This is a genomic window from Micromonospora inositola (assembly GCF_900090285.1).
GTDB lineage: Bacteria > Actinomycetota > Actinomycetes > Mycobacteriales > Micromonosporaceae > Micromonospora > Micromonospora inositola.
Genome location: NZ_LT607754.1, coordinates 1841990 through 1857800 on the forward strand (window position 1 = coordinate 1841990; position 15811 = coordinate 1857800).

Below are 15811 nucleotides of genomic sequence, written 5' to 3' on the forward strand. Positions count from 1 at the left end.
CGGGCACGAGTTCACGCCCGCCGGTGGCCGCGGGTGCCTCCCGAGACGAAGGCGGCGGTGGCACCTCGTGGGTGCCACCGCCGTCTTGTGTCAGGTGCTGCCGCGGTACGACCTCAGCCGGCGACCGGCGCGGTCTCCTTCTCGCCCGGCGCGGCCTCCGGCTTGACCGAGCGGAGCAGCACGCTGGCCACGTCGATCACCTCGACCTGCTCGCCGGCGCCCTTGCCGTTGACCCCGTCGTTGAGCATGGTCGAGCAGAACGGGCAGCCGACGGCGACCGTCTTCGCCCCGGTGGCCATGGCCTCCTCGACCCGGTCCACGTTGATCCGCTTGCCGATCTTCTCCTCCATCCACATCCGGGCGCCGCCGGCGCCGCAGCAGAAGGAGCGCTCGCTGTTGCGCGGCATCTCGGTGAGCTCGCCCTCGATGGCGGTCCCGAGGACCTCGCGCGGCGGAGCGAAGACCCGGTTGTGCCGGCCCAGGTAGCAGGGGTCGTGGTACGTCACGCCGCCGTCGACCGGCTGCACCGGGGTGAGCTTGCCGGTGGAGACCAGGTGGGCCAGGAGCTGGGTGTGGTGGACCACCTCGAACTCGCCGCCGAGCTGGCCGTACTCGTTGCCGAGGGTGTTGAAGCAGTGCGGGCAGGTGGCCACGATCTTGCGCTTGGCCTTCTCCCGACCCTCGAACGCCTCGTTGAGGGTCTCGACGTTCTGCTGGGCGAGCATCTGGAAGACGAACTCGTTGCCGATCCGGCGGGCCGGGTCGCCCGAGCAGGTCTCCCCCTCGCCGAGGATCGCGAACTTCACGCCGGCCTCGTTGAGCAGCGTCGCGACCGCCCGGGTGGTCTTCTTCGCCCGGTCCTCGAACGCGCCGGCGCAGCCGACCCAGAAGAGGTACTCGAAGTCCTCGACCTCGCCGACCCGCGGCACCTCGAAGTCGAGGCCCTTGGTCCAGTCCTCGCGGGTGTTCTGCGGGGCGCCCCACGGGTTGCCCTTGTTCTCCAGGTTGCGCAGCATGACGCCGGCCTCGGACGGGAAGCTCGACTCGATCAGCACCTGGTAGCGGCGCATGTCGACGATGTGGTCGACGTGCTCGATGTCGACCGGGCACTGCTCGACGCAGGCGCCGCAGGTGGTGCAGGACCAGAGCACGTCCGGGTCGATGACACCGCCCTCCTCGGCGGTGCCGATCAGCGGCTTCTCGGCCTCGGCCAGCGCCAGCACGTCCATGTGGGCGAGCTGCGCGGCGGTGGCCTTCTCCTCACCGGTCAGGTCCTTGCCGCCGCCGGCCAGCAGGTACGGCGCCTTGGCGTACGCGTGGTCGCGGAGGCTCAGCACGAGCAGCTTCGGCGACAGCGGCTTGCCGGTGTTCCAGGCCGGGCACTGCGACTGGCAGCGGCCGCACTCGGTGCAGGTGCTGAAGTCCAGCAGGCCCTTCCAGGAGAACTGCTCGACCTGGGCGACGCCGAACTGGTCCTTCTCCGGGTCGGCCTCCTCGAAGTCGAGCGGCTTGCCGTCGCTCATCATCGGCCGCAGCGCGCCGAGGCCGGAGCCGGCGGGCTTGGCCGGCTCGCGCTTGAAGAAGATGTTGGGGAACGCCAGGAAGCGGTGCCAGGCGACGCCCATTGTGACGTTCAGCGAGATCACGATGAGCCAGGTCATCGAGATGACGATCTTGATCAGGGCGGCGACGCTGACGCCGGCCGTCCAGGCCGGGAGCGCGGCGCCGGCCGCGTGGCTGAGCGGGGTCGCCCAGACCGGGTACTCGAAGTGGTCGGTGGCGACCTTGAAGCCCCGGATCACGAAGCCGAAGATCAGCACCAGCAGCACGACCCACTCGACGAAGTAGCCCTGCCACATCGTGGAGCCGGTGAACCGGGACCGGTTGCCGGGCCGGTTGGGCCGGTTGCGCAGCCGGATCGCCATCAGCACCAGGATGCCGACCAGGCCGAAGATGCCGATCAGCTCGGTGGCCAGGCCGAAGATCGTCCAGTGCCCGATGATCGGCAGCCCGCCGCGGGGCGTGACCACCTCGAAGTACGCCTCGAGCACCAGCAGCGACAGCACGACGAACCCGACCATCACGAACCAGTGCGCGGCGCCCACCACGCTCCACTTGAGCATGCGGGTGTGACCGGCGGTCTCCACCAGCATGGTCTTCGCGCGGGCGCCCTTGTCGGTGAACCGCTCCGGCGCCGGTTGACCCAGCCGGATGACTGCCACCATCTTCATGACCGCGCGTACCGCAAGCCCCACCGCCACGGCGGTGATGGCGGCCGCGAGGATCGTGGTGACGATCTGGACGCTGCCCATCGAGTTGGCCTCCCGGTCTGCTGCCTGTCGAGCGGCTCGGCGACCGGGTACGGCTCACGGCGCGGGTGGCGTTGCGCCGCTCCCGCTGCCCCGACCCGACCGGTCGATGACCTCGCTCCGCTCGGTCATGCGGTGCAGCCTACGCGCAAGGTTACCCAGCAGTAACGTGAGTCATCTCGCATCGGCCACGCCGCCCTGCCGACACCTTAGGTGGACCGGGCGGCGCGCGCCGAGCAGGGGCGTCGTGGCGTGACACACATCCACCGCCGAGTGGCGACGCGCGGCCGACCCGCCGTACGACAGGCCAACGGCCCGGCCCCCCGAAGGGGAACCGGGCCGGACGTCGACCGGGTCAGCGCCAGCGGGAGAGCAGGATCAGCGAGCCGACCATCGCGCCGAAGCCCACCGCGAGGTTCCAGTAGCCCCACGTGGCGACCGGGTACGCCTGCTCGGAGAGGTAGTACACGACCAGCCAGCCGATCCCGGCGACGATCAGCGCGACGGCGGTGATCGGCAGCCAGACCGGGCTAGGCTTGCGCGTCGCCGCCGTCGCCGTCGGACGAACGTCCGTCGGCGGGGTGTACACCTTCTTCTTGCGGACCTGAGACTTGGGCACGACGCTCTCCAGAGGGGTGACGACCTCGTCCGGCCTGACAACCGGGCGCGGGGGCGACGGTCCATGGCCAATAATGTTCGACAGCTAGCGTAGTCCCGACGGACCGTCCAGGCCACGAATGGGGTCAGGCCGGTGCAGGGAGTCACCGAAAAGGGCGGGACTTTTCGGGTCGAACAGAGCGGTCTGTCCCCTCGCGGGCCGGCCCGAGACGACGGGAAGGAAACGCCCGGTGGAGTACACGTCCGGCGCCGCCTCCTGGCAGAAGGCCCTCCGGCGGGCCGTCGCCGGCCTGCTGCCCCGGCGACCGCGGCAGCGCCGGCCGGGCTGGTCGGTCGGGGTGCCGTTGATCGCCGCCGCGGCGGGACTGCTCTTCACCACCACCGCGACCACCGCTGGCGGCACCGCGCTGCGGGAGGACCGCCGACCCCAGCTCACTCAGTTGATCGAGGACCGTCGCGAGCAGGTCGAGGCGAGCGAGCAACGCGCCGCGCGGCTGCGCGCCGAGGTCGAGGACCACACCGCCACCCTCGCCGACACCGACGGCCCGATCAGGGCGCAGCGGGACCGGGCCGCCGCCAGCCGGCAGGCCGCAGGGTTCACCGCGCTCACCGGCACCGGACTCACCGTCGAGCTGAACGACGCGCCGCAACACAACAACCAGGCGCTGCCCAAAGGCGCCAGCAACGACGACCTGGTCGTCCACCAGGGCGACGTCCAAGCGGTCGTGAACGCGCTCTGGGCGGGTGGGGCCGAGGCAATGTCAATCATGAATGTCCGCGTGCTCAGCACCAGCGCGGTACGCTGCGTCGGTAACACCCTGCTGCTGCACGGCCGGGTGTACTCCCCTCCGTTCAAGATCGTTGCGATCGGCGATCCGGCTGCCCTCCAGCAGGCCCTCGCCGCTTCCGAGGGAGTCCGGTTGTTCAGGAGAGATGTGGAGCACTACCAGCTCGGCTACGCCGAGAAGGTGTCCACGGTGACCGTGCCGGCGTTCGAGGACTCCACCGCCCTCCAGTCCGCGAAGGTGCCCCGGTGACCCAGGACGGCCGCCCCGCGGGGCAGGACGGGCGTCACCGCGACCAGAGCGAGGACCCGACCGCGTTCCTCCCCAAGGTCGACCGTCCGGCCCCGCCCCGACCCGCGCTCGACCTGCCCTGGCCGGAGCCGACCGGGCCCCGCTCCGCGTCGCCCCGTCCACCGGCGGCCACCCCCGCGCCGGCTCGCCGGCCGGACACCCCGGGCCCGACCGACGCTCCCGCCAGCCCGGCCGACCCGTACCGTTCTCCGCCACCGGCCTGGCCCGGAAACACCCAGGACCGACCGTCGGCGCCGGCCGCCCCGCAGCGACCGGCCGCGCCCGCCCACGAGCCACGCCGGCCGGAATCTCCGGCCTGGCAGGTCGCCGCCGACCAGACCCCGCGCCACCCGGCGGAGCAGGCCGAGCGTGGCCTGGCCGGGCAGGCGGCGCGCCGGCCGGACGAACCGGTGGTGCACAGCAGCACGGCCCCGTTCGTCGACCAGCCGGACCGCCGGTCACCCGGACCCGCCGAGGCGCCGCCGGCCCGCGCCACTGGCCGGACCGCCGACGGGCCCGCCGCCCGTCCGCCCGCGGACCGGCCCGTCACCCCGGGCGTGCGTCCGGCGACCATCGGCGACGCGCCGACCGCGATCATTCCCAAGGTGGGCACCCGGCCAGAGAGCCGATCCGCCGCCACCCCGGACGGCGGCTCACCCGCGACCGGAAACGCCGGACGGACCGGAGGCGCACCTCGTGGCGGAACGCCCGCCGACGCCCGGACCGGTTCCGCCCCGGGCGCGGGAGCGCTGGCGGGCGGCGTACTCCGGGTCGGAGCGCCGGCCGACGGCGGCCCGACGCGGCCGGGGGCCGGTGTGGCGGGTCCCGTGGACCCGGCGGCCACCGCCGTGATCCCGGCCGTCACCGTTCGGCCGGCCAGCCACCCGGGCCTGGACTCGACCGCGCTGATGGGCGCCGTACCACCCGTCCGGGACACCGGCGACGGATCCGACGGCGAGGCCGACAACCCGGCCGAGCCGCCGCGCCCGCGCCGGGGCGAACGGGTCGTGCAGCTCCGCCCCGAGCAGACCGGCGAGGGCTACAAGAGCGTCTACTCCGAGCTGACCCGCCCCTCCATCGCGTCCCGGCTGCGGTCCGGCGTCCGGCTCACCGGCGAGGTGCTGATCACCTTCGGCCTGGTGGTGCTGCTCTTCGCCGGCTACGAGATCTGGGGCAAGTCGGTCATCGTCGACGCCCACCAGAACGACCTGAACAGCCAGCTGGCCCAGGAGTGGGCGCCCGACCCAACCGTCGGGCCCACGACCGGGCCGAGCGAGAAGCCCGCGCCGCCGGTCGAGGGCAAGCCGGTGGCCGGCCTCTACATCCCCAAGCTCGACAAGCACTGGGTCGTGGTCGAGGGGGTCAGCCCGGACGACATCCGGTACGCCCCGGGCCACTACCCGAAGAGCGCGCTGCCCGGCGAGGTCGGCAACTTCGCCGTGGCGGGGCACCGCATCCGGGCCACCTTCTGGCGCCTGGACGAGCTGGACACCGGCGACAACATCGTGGTCGAGGGCAAGAACGAGTGGTTCATCTACAAGGTCTACCGGAGCCACATCGTGAAGCCGAACCAGGTCGAGGTGGTGGCGCCGGTGCCGGGGAAGCCGGGCGCCAAGCCGAACGAGAAGCTGCTCACCCTGACCACCTGCAACCCAAAGTTCGACAACTACCAGCGCCTGATCATCCATGCCCGGCTGGACCACACCCAGGCCAAGTCGGCAGGTCGCCCGGCGGAGCTGGAAGGCTGACGATGTACGCGTGGATCTGGCGCAAGCTCCCGTTCGGCCTGGCCGGCAAGCTGGTCGGCTCGCTGCTGCTCACCGCCGCGACGGTGGCGCTGCTCTGGTTCGTGGTCTTCCCGTGGGCGGAGCCGCTGCTCCCCTTCGACGACGTCCAGGTCACCCAGGACTCCGGCGACACCGGGGGCCAGGAGGGCGACCTCACCGTGCCCAGCAACGCGCCGACCGACGAGGAACTGCCGTACAGCACCGAAACGAACAACGCCCCGCCCCCCACCCCGAGCAGGTGAGCCGATGCGCGTCCTGGTGATCGACAACTACGACTCGTTCGTCTTCAACCTGGTGCAGTACCTCGGCCAGCTCGGCGTCGACTGCGAGGTCCGGCGCAACGACGAGATCGACGTCGCCGAAGTCGGCCGGGTGGGCGCGGCCGGCGTCCTGCTCTCCCCCGGGCCGGGCAGCCCCGACCGCGCCGGCATCTGCCTGGACGTCATCCGGGAGTACGCCGGCAAGCTGCCCCTGTTCGGCGTCTGCCTCGGTCACCAGGCCATCGGCGAGGCGTTCGGCGCGACCGTCACCCGGGCACCCGAGCTGCTGCACGGCAAGACCTCCGAGGTATGCCACTCCGGGGTCGGCGTGCTCGCCGGGCTGCCGGACCCGTTCACCGCGACCCGGTACCACTCGCTGGCCGTACTGCCCGAGACGCTGCCGGACGAGCTTGAGGTCACCGGCCGGACGGAGTCCGGCGTGGTGATGGCGATGCGGCACCGGGCCCTGCCGATCGAGGGGGTCCAGTTCCACCCCGAGTCGGTGCTGACCGAGGGCGGGCACCTCATGCTGGCGAACTGGCTGGCGGTCTGCGGCTACCCGGAGGCGCTGGAGCGGGCTCCGGAACTGGCCGCCGAGGTCGACGCCCGCCGCCGGGCCGCCTTCGCCGCCGCCTGACGGGCCCCGCTTGCGCTGGCCATCTCCGCCACCGCCGAGGTGGCCGGCCGCCACGCAACGGGCCCCTTCACCGTCACTGGGTAGCCGCTCCGGGTGGCCGTGTGGTGGGCAGGGGCCATCCGCCGCCGCCACCGGGGGCGGTCGGCGTGCCGGTCGGGGCCGGGGAGGTCGGGCTGGCCGGGGTCTCGGTCGGCGTGGGTGCCGCGATGCCGATCTCGATCGTGACCCGCTTGTCCTTCGCCCAGTTGGACTGGGCGTCCGGGCTCTGCCGGGTGACCGTCCCGACCTGGTCCGGCGCGACCTCGTCGCCGTCCACGACCCGCACATTGTCGTAGCCGGCATCCTTCAGCGCCTTGACTGCCCGGTCCTTGGTGAAGCCGACCACGTCGGGCACCTTGTTGACGTTGCCTCGGGAGACCTTCACCTTGACGGGGCTGCCCTCCGGGACCTTGGTTCCCGCCTTGGGGTCGACGTCGATGACCGTATCCTTCGCCTCGCCGCTGTCGACGTACTGCTCGTCGACGGTGAGGTTCAGGGCCGCCAGCTGCTGCTTGACGTTGTCGAGCCGGTTGCCGACCACGGGCGGAATGGTGACCTGCTTAGGGCCGGCGCACAGCTGGTAGGTCACCTTGCGGTTCTGTTCCAGCGGCGTGTTGGGGGCCGGGTCCTGGTTGACCACGGTGCCCTTCGTGCAGTCGGTGCCGGCAACCGGATCACCGAGCAGCGGGCTGAGCCCCGCCTGCTGGATCGTGGCCCGGGCGACGGCCTCCGTCTTGCCCTTCAGATCCGGGACGGCCACCTTCTCGGTGCCGCCCCGGTTGAGCAGCAAGGCGGCGACCAGGGCGATCACGGCCAGCACGCCGAGCGCCGCGAAGGTGGCGATCACCCAGGAGGAGCTCTTGCGCTTGCCCGCGTCGCCGACCCGGGCCGGGACCTGCCGGGATTGCGGCCCCATCACCTGCGTCGGGTAGCCCGCCGCGGCAGGCGCCATCGGCGCTGTCTCGTCCTCGCGCAGCACCGGGGTGGCCAGCACCGGCCGGCCGGCGGCCGCCCGCAGCAGGTCGGCCCGCATCTCGCCGGCGCTCTGGTAGCGGTTGAGCGGGTTCTTCGACAGCGCCTTGAGCACGATCGCGTCGACCGCCGGGTTGACGTCCGGGTTGATGTCGCTCGGCGTCGGTGGCGCCTCCCGGACGTGCTGGTACGCGACGCTGACCGGGCTGTCCCCGACGAACGGCGGGTGCCCGCAGAGCAGTTCGAACAGGACGCAGCCGGCGGCGTACACGTCGGAGCGGGCGTCGACCGCCTCGCCGCGCGCCTGCTCGGGCGAAAGATACTGTGCGGTGCCGATGACCGCGCTGGTCTGGGTCATCGTGGTGGCGCCGCTGGCGAGTGCCCGGGCGATGCCGAAGTCCATCACCTTGACCTGGCCGGTCTGGGTGAGCATCACGTTGCCCGGCTTGATGTCCCGGTGGATGATGCCGTGCCGGTGGCTGAACTCCAGCGCCGCGCACATGTCCGCGCAGATCTCCAACGCCCGGCGCGGCTGGAGCCGCCCCTCGACGCCGAGGAGCTCCTTGAGAGTCCGTCCGTTGACGAACTCCATCACGATGAACGGCAGCGTCTCGCCGGTCGGCGCGGTCTCCTCGCCGGTGTCGTACACGGCGACGATGGCCGGGTGGTTGAGCGAGGCGGCGTTCTGCGCCTCCCGGCGGAACCGCATCTGGAAGGTGGCGTCCCGGGCGAGGTCGGCCCGGAGCATCTTGATCGCGACATCCCGACCGAGCCGGAGATCGCGACCGCGGTGCACCTCCGCCATGCCGCCGTAGCCGAGCAGCTCGCCGACCTGGTACCTGCCACCGAGCAGGCGGGCCTGCGCTGTCATCGCGTCTCTCGTCCTTCGCTCGTCGTCGTCTCGCCGCCACCGGGCTGGAGCCGTGTCTTAGAACGGTACGACGTCCGGACCGGATCGTCGGCACCGTGGGCCCGCACCGCGCCGGAGGTCACGCTCACCGGAGTGAGCGCGCCGGTGTCACCGGACGCCGCGCTCTTCCGGAAGTTGTAGGAAATCACGCCGGAGCAGAGCAGGACCAGCACGGCCACCAGGATGGCGGCCCACCACAGGCCGGCCCGGGACCGCCGGGGCGCCGGCAGCGGCGGAGCCGGGGGGACCGGCGGCCGGCCGTACCCCAGGGGATTGTGCTGGTGGGGCGGCGGAACCGGCGCCGCCCCACGCGGGGCGACCGGCGATGCCACCGGCGGTCGGGCCGCGGGTGGCGCCGCCGCCTGCCGGGACGCGACCGGCGGGCGCGCCGCGACCGCGGACGGCCGCGGCTGCTGCCGAGACGCGGTGGGGACCTGGGCGCGGGCCGACGGTCCGGCCGGCGACGCCGGTACGCCGGAGATCGGACCCGGCTGGGCGCCGGTGCGGGCCTGCTGCGACAGCGCCAGCTTGGCCTGGCGGGCGACGCCGGCCAGCGCGGCGGCGCTCGGCCAGCGGGCCGCCGGATCCTTCGCCAGGGCCCGCTCGACGATCGCCTTGACCTGCGGCGGGATGTCGTTGGGCAGCGGCCGGGGCGTCTCGCGGACGTGCTTCATGGCGATCTCGAGCGGGTTGTCCCCCTCGAAGGGACGCCGGCCGGCGAGGCACTGGTACGCGACCACGCCGAGCGCGTACACGTCGGAGGCGGGGGTGGCGACCGCGCCGGTGGCCTGCTCGGGCGAGATGTAGGAGGCCGTGCCGAGCACCGAGCCGGCCGCGGTGAGCTGGCCCACCAGGTCGGAGCGGGCGATGCCGAAGTCGGTGAGCACCAGCGTGCCGTTCGGCCGGACCAGCAGGTTGCCGGGCTTCACGTCGCGGTGCACGATGCCCTTCTCGTGCGCGGCGTGCAGGGCGTCGGCGGCCTGGGCCAGCAGGGCCATGGTGCGGGCCGGGGTGAGCCGGCCGACCCGGCTCAGCGTGGCGGAGAGGGCGTCGCCCTCGACGTACTCCATCACCAGGAAGGCGATGTGCTGGTCGCTGCCGAAGTCGTAGACGTCGACCACGCCGGGGTGGTTGATGGTGGCCATGGTGCGTGCCTCGCCGCGGAACCGCTCGGCGAAGCCGGGATCGTCGAGCAGCGCCGGGAGCAGGCTCTTCACCGCGACCGTACGGCCCAGCACCTGGTCGGTGCCGCGCCAGACGTCGCCCATGCCACCGCTGGCGATCCGCTCGTCGAGGCGGTAACGGTTGCCGAGCTGGACGCCGGGGCTGAGCATGTCAGCGGCCCCCGGAGTCGGCGATGGCCGCCGCCATGATCTTGCCGGCGATCCGGGCCGCCTCGGCGCTGCCACCGCTGCCGGCCTGCTCCAGCTCGACGCAGACCGCGGAGACCGGGGTGCCGTTCTTGTCCAGGGCGAAACCGATGAACCAGCCGTGGTCCGGGGTGTTCGGCCCGGACTGGGCGGTACCGGTCTTGCCGCCCACGGTGTAGCCCTCGAAGGCGGCCTTCCGGCCGGTGCCGTTCTCGACCACGCTCTCCATCATGTCCCGCAGGTCGCTGGCGACCGGGCCGCTGATCGGCCGGCGCAGCTCCCGCGGCTTGGCGGTGTAGTAGCTGGTGGTGCGGTCCGGAGCGAGCATCTGCTTGACCAGGTACGGCCGCATCTGGCTGCCACCGTTGGCGACCGACGCGGCGATCAGCGCGCCCTGGATCGGGGTCATCCGCACGTCCCGCTGGCCGATGGAGGACTGGGCCAGGGCGGCCGGGTCGGTGGCGCCGCCAGGCGCCTCCATGTCGCCGGTCCGGCTGGCCGCCACGCCGAGGCCGCCCTCGCCGAGCTGCCCGACGGTGAGGTCCTCCTGCTCGAAGCCGAACTGGCGGGCCTTCTCCTTCAGTTTGTCGGCACCGAGCCTCAGGCCGAGCTGGGCGAACCCGGTGTTGCAGGACTGGGTGACCGCCTCGTTCAGGGTCACGGTGGTGCCGGTCGGCCCCGGGCAGATCGACGGGGCGGCGTTGCGGATCGGCGTCCCCGAGGTCGGCGGGGTGAAGCTGGTCCCGGCCGGAATCGGGGTGCTCTTGCCGACGCCGTTCTCCAGCGCGGCGGCGGCCACCACGATCTTGAAGGTCGAGCCCGGGGGCAGCGTCTCCGACAGGGCCCGGTTGGCCAGCGGCCGGTCCGGGTCCTTTTCGAGCGTGTTGTACGCCGCCGACGCCTCGTTGGTGTCGTGGCTGGTCAGCGGGTTCGGGTCGAAGCTCGGCATGGAGACCAGCGCCTGGACCGCCCCGGTCCGCGGGTCGATCGCGATCGCCGCGCCCTTCTTCGCCCCGACCTGGTTGTCCCGGAGCTGCTTGAACGCGGTGTCCTGGGCCCGCTTGGAGAGGGTGAGCAGCACGTTGCCGCCACCGGTCTTGTTCCCGGTGAACATGTCCTTCACCCGGTCGCCGATCAGCTGGTCGCTGGTGCCGGCGAGGAAGTCGTTCTCCACGCGCTCGATGCCGGTCTCCGCGAGGTTGACCGGCTTGTAGCCGAGCACGTGCGCGTACGTCTCCCCACCGGGGTAGCTGCGCTGGAACCTCAGCTTGCCCCCGGTCTCCTTGCTGAGGGCGTACGCGGTGCCGCCGACCTCGATGTTGCCGCGCTTGCGCTCGTACTCGGCGACCTGGACCCGGCCGTTGTAGTCGCTGTTGCGGTATTCATCCGCCTTGTAGGCCTGGATCCAGTTGAGGTTCGCGAAGAGCAGGCCGAAGAGGATCATGACGACGACGCCGACGCGGCGCAGGGGTGCGTTCACGGCCGGATCACCTCCGTGGGGGCACCGTGCAGCTGCTCGGGCGGGGCGCCGCTCGGGCGGGCCGCCGGGCCGCCGGGCGTGACCGGCCGGCGCGCGCCGTCGGAGACCCGGAGCAGGACCGCGATGAGCAGCCAGTTCGCCATCAGCGACGAGCCCCCGGCGGAGAGGAACGGGGTGGTCTGGCCGGTCAGCGGGATGAGCTTGCTGATCCCGCCGACGATCACGAAGACCTGGAGGCCCAGGGTGAAGGCGAGACCGCCGGCGAGCAGCTTGCCGAACGAGTCCCGCACCGCCAGCGCCGCCCGCAGGCCCCGCTCGACGACCAGCAGGTAGACCACGAGCAGCGCGGAGAGGCCGAAGAGCCCGATCTCCTCGCCGATGCCGGCGAAGATGAAGTCGGTCTGCACCTCGGGCAGCAGGGTCGGCTGGCCGCCGCCCGGGCCGGCGCCGAAGAGCCCGCCGGTGCCGAGGGTGAGCAGACCCTGAACGAGCTGGTAGCCACGGTCGTACGGCTCGGCGAACGGGTCCAGCCAGATCTGCGCCCGGTCGTAGAAGTTGAGGAACGGGCCGCCGACCGTGCTGCCCAGCAGGTACGCCAGGTAGGCGCCGCCGAAGAAGAGGATCAGACCGATGAGCAGCCAACTGACCCGTTCGGTGGCGATGTAGAGCGTCACCACGAACATGCCGAAGTAGAGCAGCGAGGTGCCGAGGTCCTTCTCGAAGACCAGGACCAGCAGGCTGATGATCCAGACCACGAGGACCGGGCCGAGGTCCCGCCCGCGCGGAAAGTCGATGCCGAGCACCCGGCGGCTGGCCAGCGACAGCACCTCGCGCTTGCGGACCAGGTAGTACGCGAAGAAGGCGAGCAGGGCGAGCTTGGCGAACTCACCCGGCTGGATCGAGAAGCCGCCGATCCGGATCCACAGCTTGGCGTTGTTGATCTCGGAGAACCGGGCCGGCAGCACCGCCGGGATCATCACCAGCACGATGCCGGCCAGTCCCAGGGTGTACGCGTACCGCGAGAGCGAGCGGTGGTCCCGCATGATCGCCAGCAGCGCGGCGGCCAGGATCACCGCGCCGAGCGTCCAGGCCAGCTGCCGGCCGCCCGTGCCGGCGAAGATCGCCAGCGTCTCCCGGTCCGCCGGGGCCGCCTTGGCCAGGTCGTACCGGCGCAGGAAGCCCACGCCGATGCCGTTGAGCAGGGCGACCGCCGGCAGCAGCGCCGGGTCGGCGAACGGCGCCAGCCACCGGATCACCAGGTGCAGGCCGACGAAGACCAGCCCCAGCGCGGCGGCCGGCACCCAGAAGTCCGGGGTGACCGTGTCCAGCACGTTCGCCTCGACCGTCGCCGAGTACGCCGCCACCAGGACCATGGCGAGCAGGAGCAGCGACAGCTCGGCGTTGCGCCGGGACCGGGCCAGGCGTACGCCGGGCTGCTCGCCCGTCGAGGCGGGCGAGGCTGCCGGTGCGGCCGCTGCGGTCACGGATGAGTCCTCGGTGTCGAGCCGACGCTCACTCCGGCGACCGGCAGCCCGCCGGGTCGACCGGCGGGACGGTGTCGGAGGGGACGGCATCGGGCGTGGTGGTCGGCGCGGCGGGTGTGGGCGTGACCGGCGGCCGACCGGTGGCGCTGACGGCCGGCGCCACCGCGGAGGCGCTGACGGTCGGCGTCGGGCTCACCGCGGCAGCGCTGACGGTCGGCGTCGGGCTCACCGCGGCGGCCGTCGGGCTCGGCGGGCAGATCGGCTTGAGGTTCGGATTCGCCGGATCGTCGCTGGTCAGCTCGGCCAGCCGACGCTGCGCGTCCGGCTCGCTCTTGGCCTGGATGCCCTGCTTGACCTGCTCCTGCGCGGCCAGCGTGAGGTCGTCCAGCTTGGCCCCGCTCGTGGAGTGCACGCTGGACAGGTCGAGGCCGGCGATCTGGCCCGGCACGCCGCGGAAGACGGCGAGCTCACCCTGCTCGGTGGTGCCGACGTAGTACTGCCGCTGGGTGTAGCTCCACCCGGCGAACAGGCCGCCGCCGAGGATGACCAGCAGCGCGAGCAGCATCGCCGCGCTGCGCAGCGGGCGGTGCCGGCGCCGTTCCGGCTCGTCGTCCCGGTTGTCCGCCGGCTCCTCGGGGGCCGGCGGACGCGGGGCGGACAGGGCCGAGGCGCGGGCCGCCGGGGTGGAGACGTCGGCCGAGGTGGCCATGCCCCGGTCCCGGGCCGCGGCGCCGCCGACGATCGGGGACGCCTCGACGATGTCCTGGTCGGTGGCGTCGGCGATGATCACCGTGATGTTGTCCGGCCCGCCGCCGCGCAGCGCGAGTTGCACCAGGCGCTCGACGCATTGCTGGGGGTCGGTGTACTCCCGCATGGTGTCGCCGATGGTGTCCGCGCTGACCACGCCGGAGAGCCCGTCGCTGCAGATCAGGTAGCGGTCGCCGGGCAGGACCTGGCGGACGCTGTATTCCGGGTCGATGTCGCGGCCGTCCAGCGCGCGGGTGAGCAGCGAGCGCTGGGGGTGGCTGCTCGCCTCCTCCGCGCTGATCCGGCCCTCGTCGACGAGCATCTGGACGTACGTGTCGTCCTTGGTGATCTGCGCGAACTCGCCGTTGCGCAGGAGGTAGGCCCGCGAGTCACCGATGTGGACCATGCCGATCTTGCTGCCCGAGAAGAGGGTGGCGGTGAGCGTGGTGCCCATCCCCTCCAGCTGCGGGTTGGCGTCCACGGTGTCGCGGAGTTGTTGGTTGGCGGTGCCCACGGCTGAACGCAACGCGTCGACGAGGGCGTCCCCTGGGACGTCCTCGTCGAGGGGCGCCATGGCACCGATGACGATGTTGCTGGCGACGTCACCGGCGGCCATACCGCCCATGCCGTCGGCGACGGCGAGTAGCCGCGGCCCGGCGTAGACGGAATCCTGGTTACCGTCTCGGATCAGACCGCGGTCGCTGTGGGCCGCATAGCGCAGGGTCAGAGTCATGGCCGTAATTCGAGAGAAGTGCGGCCGATCCGGATCGGCACGCCGAGGGGGACGGGGGTTGGTCCGGTGACCTTAGCGCGATCAAGATACGTGCCGTTAGTCGAGCCGAGATCCTCGACGAACCACTGCCCGTCGCGCGGCACGAGCCGGGCGTGCCGCGCGGACGCGTAGTCGTCGGTGATCACCAGCGTGGAGTCCTCGGCCCGCCCGATGGTGATCTGGGCTTCACCGAGGGTGATCCGGGTGCCGGCCAACTGGCCGGCGGTGACCACCAGCTGGTGCGCGGCCCTGCCCCGCTTCACCTTCGCCGGCTTCGCCGCCTGACCGGTCGAGGCGCCGACCGCGCGCGGCGCGGCCACCAGTCGACCCGACCGGGCGCCGGCGAACAGGTCCCGGCGGATGACGCCGACCACCGTGAACACGAAGATCCACAGCAGGATGAGGAACCCGAACCGGGCGACGGTGATGACGAGTTCCGGCAAGGCGGGTCAGCCGTCCACGCGGAAGGTCAGGGTCGTCGTGCCGAGCTGGACCATGTCGCCCGGGTTGAGGGCGACGGCGGAGACGCGCTGGCCGTTGACCATCGTGCCGTTGGTGGAGCCGAGGTCGGTCAGCACGACCTGGCCGCCGTCGAAGTCCAGCCGGGCGTGTCGCCGGGAGATCCCGACGTCGGGCAGGCGCAGGTTGGCCTGGTCACCGCGGCCGATCACCGTGGAACCCATCTGGAGGGGGTAGGTGCGACCGTCGCCGGAGACCAGTCGCACGTTGCGGCCGCCGCCGTGACCGGGCGGGGGGCCGTAGCCGCCGCCCTGGTCGTACGCCGGGTACGCCGGCGGGCCGGCGTCGTAGGCGCCGGGCGCGGAGACCGGGGCGACGTCGCCGCCGGTGTAGACCTCGGCGGTGACCCGGAACATGCCGGTGTCCAGCCCTTCACCGCGCTCGATCTCGACGATCACGTCGCCGTAGACCGTCCAGGCCTGCTCGCCGATGAACTCCGCCTGCGACTGGGCCAGCTCCTGGGCCAGCGCGGCGGCGTACGGCGCCAGCCTGCTGTGGTCGTACGGCGAGAGATCGATCACGTAGCGGTTGGGCACCAACGTGCGCCCACCGGCCAGGATCGCCTTGTGCGCCTCGGCCTCCCGCTGCATGGCGTTGAGGATCTCCACGGGGTGGACCACCCCTTTGAAGACCTTGGCAAAGGCCCCCTCTACCAGGCCTTCCAGACGCTTCTCGAAGCGTTGCAGCACGCTCACCGGCTCCTCCTCGGGTCCCGAGGCAATGATGGTATCTGGACACCGCCCTCGCAGCTCACATGCCGCTCGGCCGGCCGCCGGCGGTCCGTTCGAACGGACCCCTCGGCTCGTGCTACAGTTTCGTCCGCCACGAACG

The 15811-nt window shown here is 72.3% G+C and carries 13 protein-coding genes; 4 read left to right on the plus strand and 9 right to left on the minus strand.

The window, feature by feature from the left end:
* Positions 1 to 113: 113 nt before the first annotated feature.
* Together GA0070613_RS08810 and GA0070613_RS08815 are read right to left on the minus strand one after the other, a co-directional pair.
* Positions 114 to 2312 carry a (Fe-S)-binding protein gene (locus tag GA0070613_RS08810; protein ID WP_089011851.1) on the minus strand — a complete coding sequence of 733 codons (2199 nt, stop codon included), beginning with the start codon at positions 2310 to 2312 and terminating at the stop codon, positions 114 to 116.
* 352 nt (positions 2313 to 2664) lie between these two features.
* Complete coding sequence (locus GA0070613_RS08815) at positions 2665 to 2928, minus strand: cell division protein CrgA (RefSeq protein ID WP_089011852.1); 264 nt, start codon at positions 2926 to 2928, stop codon at positions 2665 to 2667.
* A gap of 229 nt (positions 2929 to 3157) precedes the next feature.
* Between GA0070613_RS08815 and GA0070613_RS08820 the strand changes: the two genes are divergently transcribed.
* From GA0070613_RS08820 to GA0070613_RS08835, 4 genes are read left to right on the plus strand one after another with little or no spacing between them, the layout of a single operon-like run.
* Entirely contained in the window at positions 3158 to 3964 is an 807-nt protein-coding gene (locus GA0070613_RS08820; RefSeq protein WP_089011853.1) for a DUF881 domain-containing protein, read from the plus strand.
* The gene (locus tag GA0070613_RS32695; protein WP_172875775.1) at positions 3961 to 5751 is read left to right on the plus strand and encodes a class E sortase; all 1791 of its coding nucleotides are present in this window, start codon (positions 3961 to 3963) and stop codon (positions 5749 to 5751) included. The genes GA0070613_RS08820 and GA0070613_RS32695 overlap by 4 nt, the downstream gene beginning before the upstream one ends.
* A gap of 2 nt (positions 5752 to 5753) precedes the next feature.
* Entirely contained in the window at positions 5754 to 6032 is a 279-nt protein-coding gene (locus GA0070613_RS08830; RefSeq protein WP_089011854.1) for a hypothetical protein, read from the plus strand.
* 4 nt (positions 6033 to 6036) lie between these two features.
* Complete coding sequence (locus GA0070613_RS08835) at positions 6037 to 6687, plus strand: aminodeoxychorismate/anthranilate synthase component II (RefSeq protein ID WP_089011855.1); 651 nt, start codon at positions 6037 to 6039, stop codon at positions 6685 to 6687.
* 73 nt (positions 6688 to 6760) lie between these two features.
* Here GA0070613_RS08835 and pknB read toward each other — a convergent pair whose 3' ends face one another.
* The 7 genes from pknB to GA0070613_RS08870 are packed head-to-tail and all read right to left on the minus strand — an operon-like array spanning position 6761 to position 15702.
* Positions 6761 to 8569, minus strand: a complete 1809-nt coding sequence (gene pknB, locus GA0070613_RS08840; RefSeq protein WP_089011856.1) for a Stk1 family PASTA domain-containing Ser/Thr kinase — start codon at positions 8567 to 8569, stop codon at positions 6761 to 6763.
* On the minus strand, positions 8566 to 9942 hold the full coding sequence (locus tag GA0070613_RS08845; protein ID WP_089011857.1) for a serine/threonine-protein kinase: 1377 nt from the start codon (positions 9940 to 9942) through the stop codon (positions 8566 to 8568). Before GA0070613_RS08845 ends, pknB begins: the two co-directional genes overlap by 4 nt.
* 1 nt (position 9943) lies before the next feature.
* Complete coding sequence (locus GA0070613_RS08850; protein ID WP_089011858.1) at positions 9944 to 11458, minus strand: peptidoglycan D,D-transpeptidase FtsI family protein; 1515 nt, start codon at positions 11456 to 11458, stop codon at positions 9944 to 9946.
* A complete protein-coding gene (locus GA0070613_RS08855) occupies positions 11455 to 12942 on the minus strand; it encodes an FtsW/RodA/SpoVE family cell cycle protein (RefSeq protein WP_089011859.1) in 1488 nt (495 codons plus the stop codon). Before GA0070613_RS08855 ends, GA0070613_RS08850 begins: the two co-directional genes overlap by 4 nt.
* A 28-nt stretch (positions 12943 to 12970) precedes the next feature.
* A complete protein-coding gene (locus tag GA0070613_RS08860) occupies positions 12971 to 14422 on the minus strand; it encodes a PP2C family protein-serine/threonine phosphatase (RefSeq protein ID WP_089011860.1) in 1452 nt (483 codons plus the stop codon).
* The gene (locus GA0070613_RS08865) at positions 14419 to 14904 is read right to left on the minus strand and encodes an FHA domain-containing protein FhaB/FipA (protein ID WP_074315675.1); all 486 of its coding nucleotides are present in this window, start codon (positions 14902 to 14904) and stop codon (positions 14419 to 14421) included. The genes GA0070613_RS08860 and GA0070613_RS08865 overlap by 4 nt, the downstream gene beginning before the upstream one ends.
* 6 nt (positions 14905 to 14910) lie before the next feature.
* Positions 14911 to 15702 (minus strand): FhaA domain-containing protein, encoded by a 792-nt coding sequence (locus GA0070613_RS08870; protein WP_089011861.1) that lies wholly within the window; start codon positions 15700 to 15702, stop codon positions 14911 to 14913.
* Between the last annotated feature and the right edge of the window lie 109 nt (positions 15703 to 15811).

Bases quoted from the DNA above. Each gene is read 5' to 3' on its own strand.
- GA0070613_RS08810 (WP_089011851.1), bottom strand. From the start codon at position 2,312: ATGGGCAGCGTCCAGATCGTCACCACGATCCTCGCGGCCGCCATCACC.
- GA0070613_RS08830 (WP_089011854.1), top strand. From the start codon at position 5,754: ATGTACGCGTGGATCTGGCGCAAGCTCCCGTTCGGCCTGGCCGGCAAG.
- GA0070613_RS08845 (WP_089011857.1), bottom strand. From the start codon at position 9,942: ATGCTCAGCCCCGGCGTCCAGCTCGGCAACCGTTACCGCCTCGACGAG.
- GA0070613_RS08835 (WP_089011855.1), top strand. From the start codon at position 6,037: ATGCGCGTCCTGGTGATCGACAACTACGACTCGTTCGTCTTCAACCTG.
- GA0070613_RS08860 (WP_089011860.1), bottom strand. From the start codon at position 14,422: ATGACTCTGACCCTGCGCTATGCGGCCCACAGCGACCGCGGTCTGATC.
- pknB (WP_089011856.1), bottom strand. From the start codon at position 8,569: ATGACAGCGCAGGCCCGCCTGCTCGGTGGCAGGTACCAGGTCGGCGAG.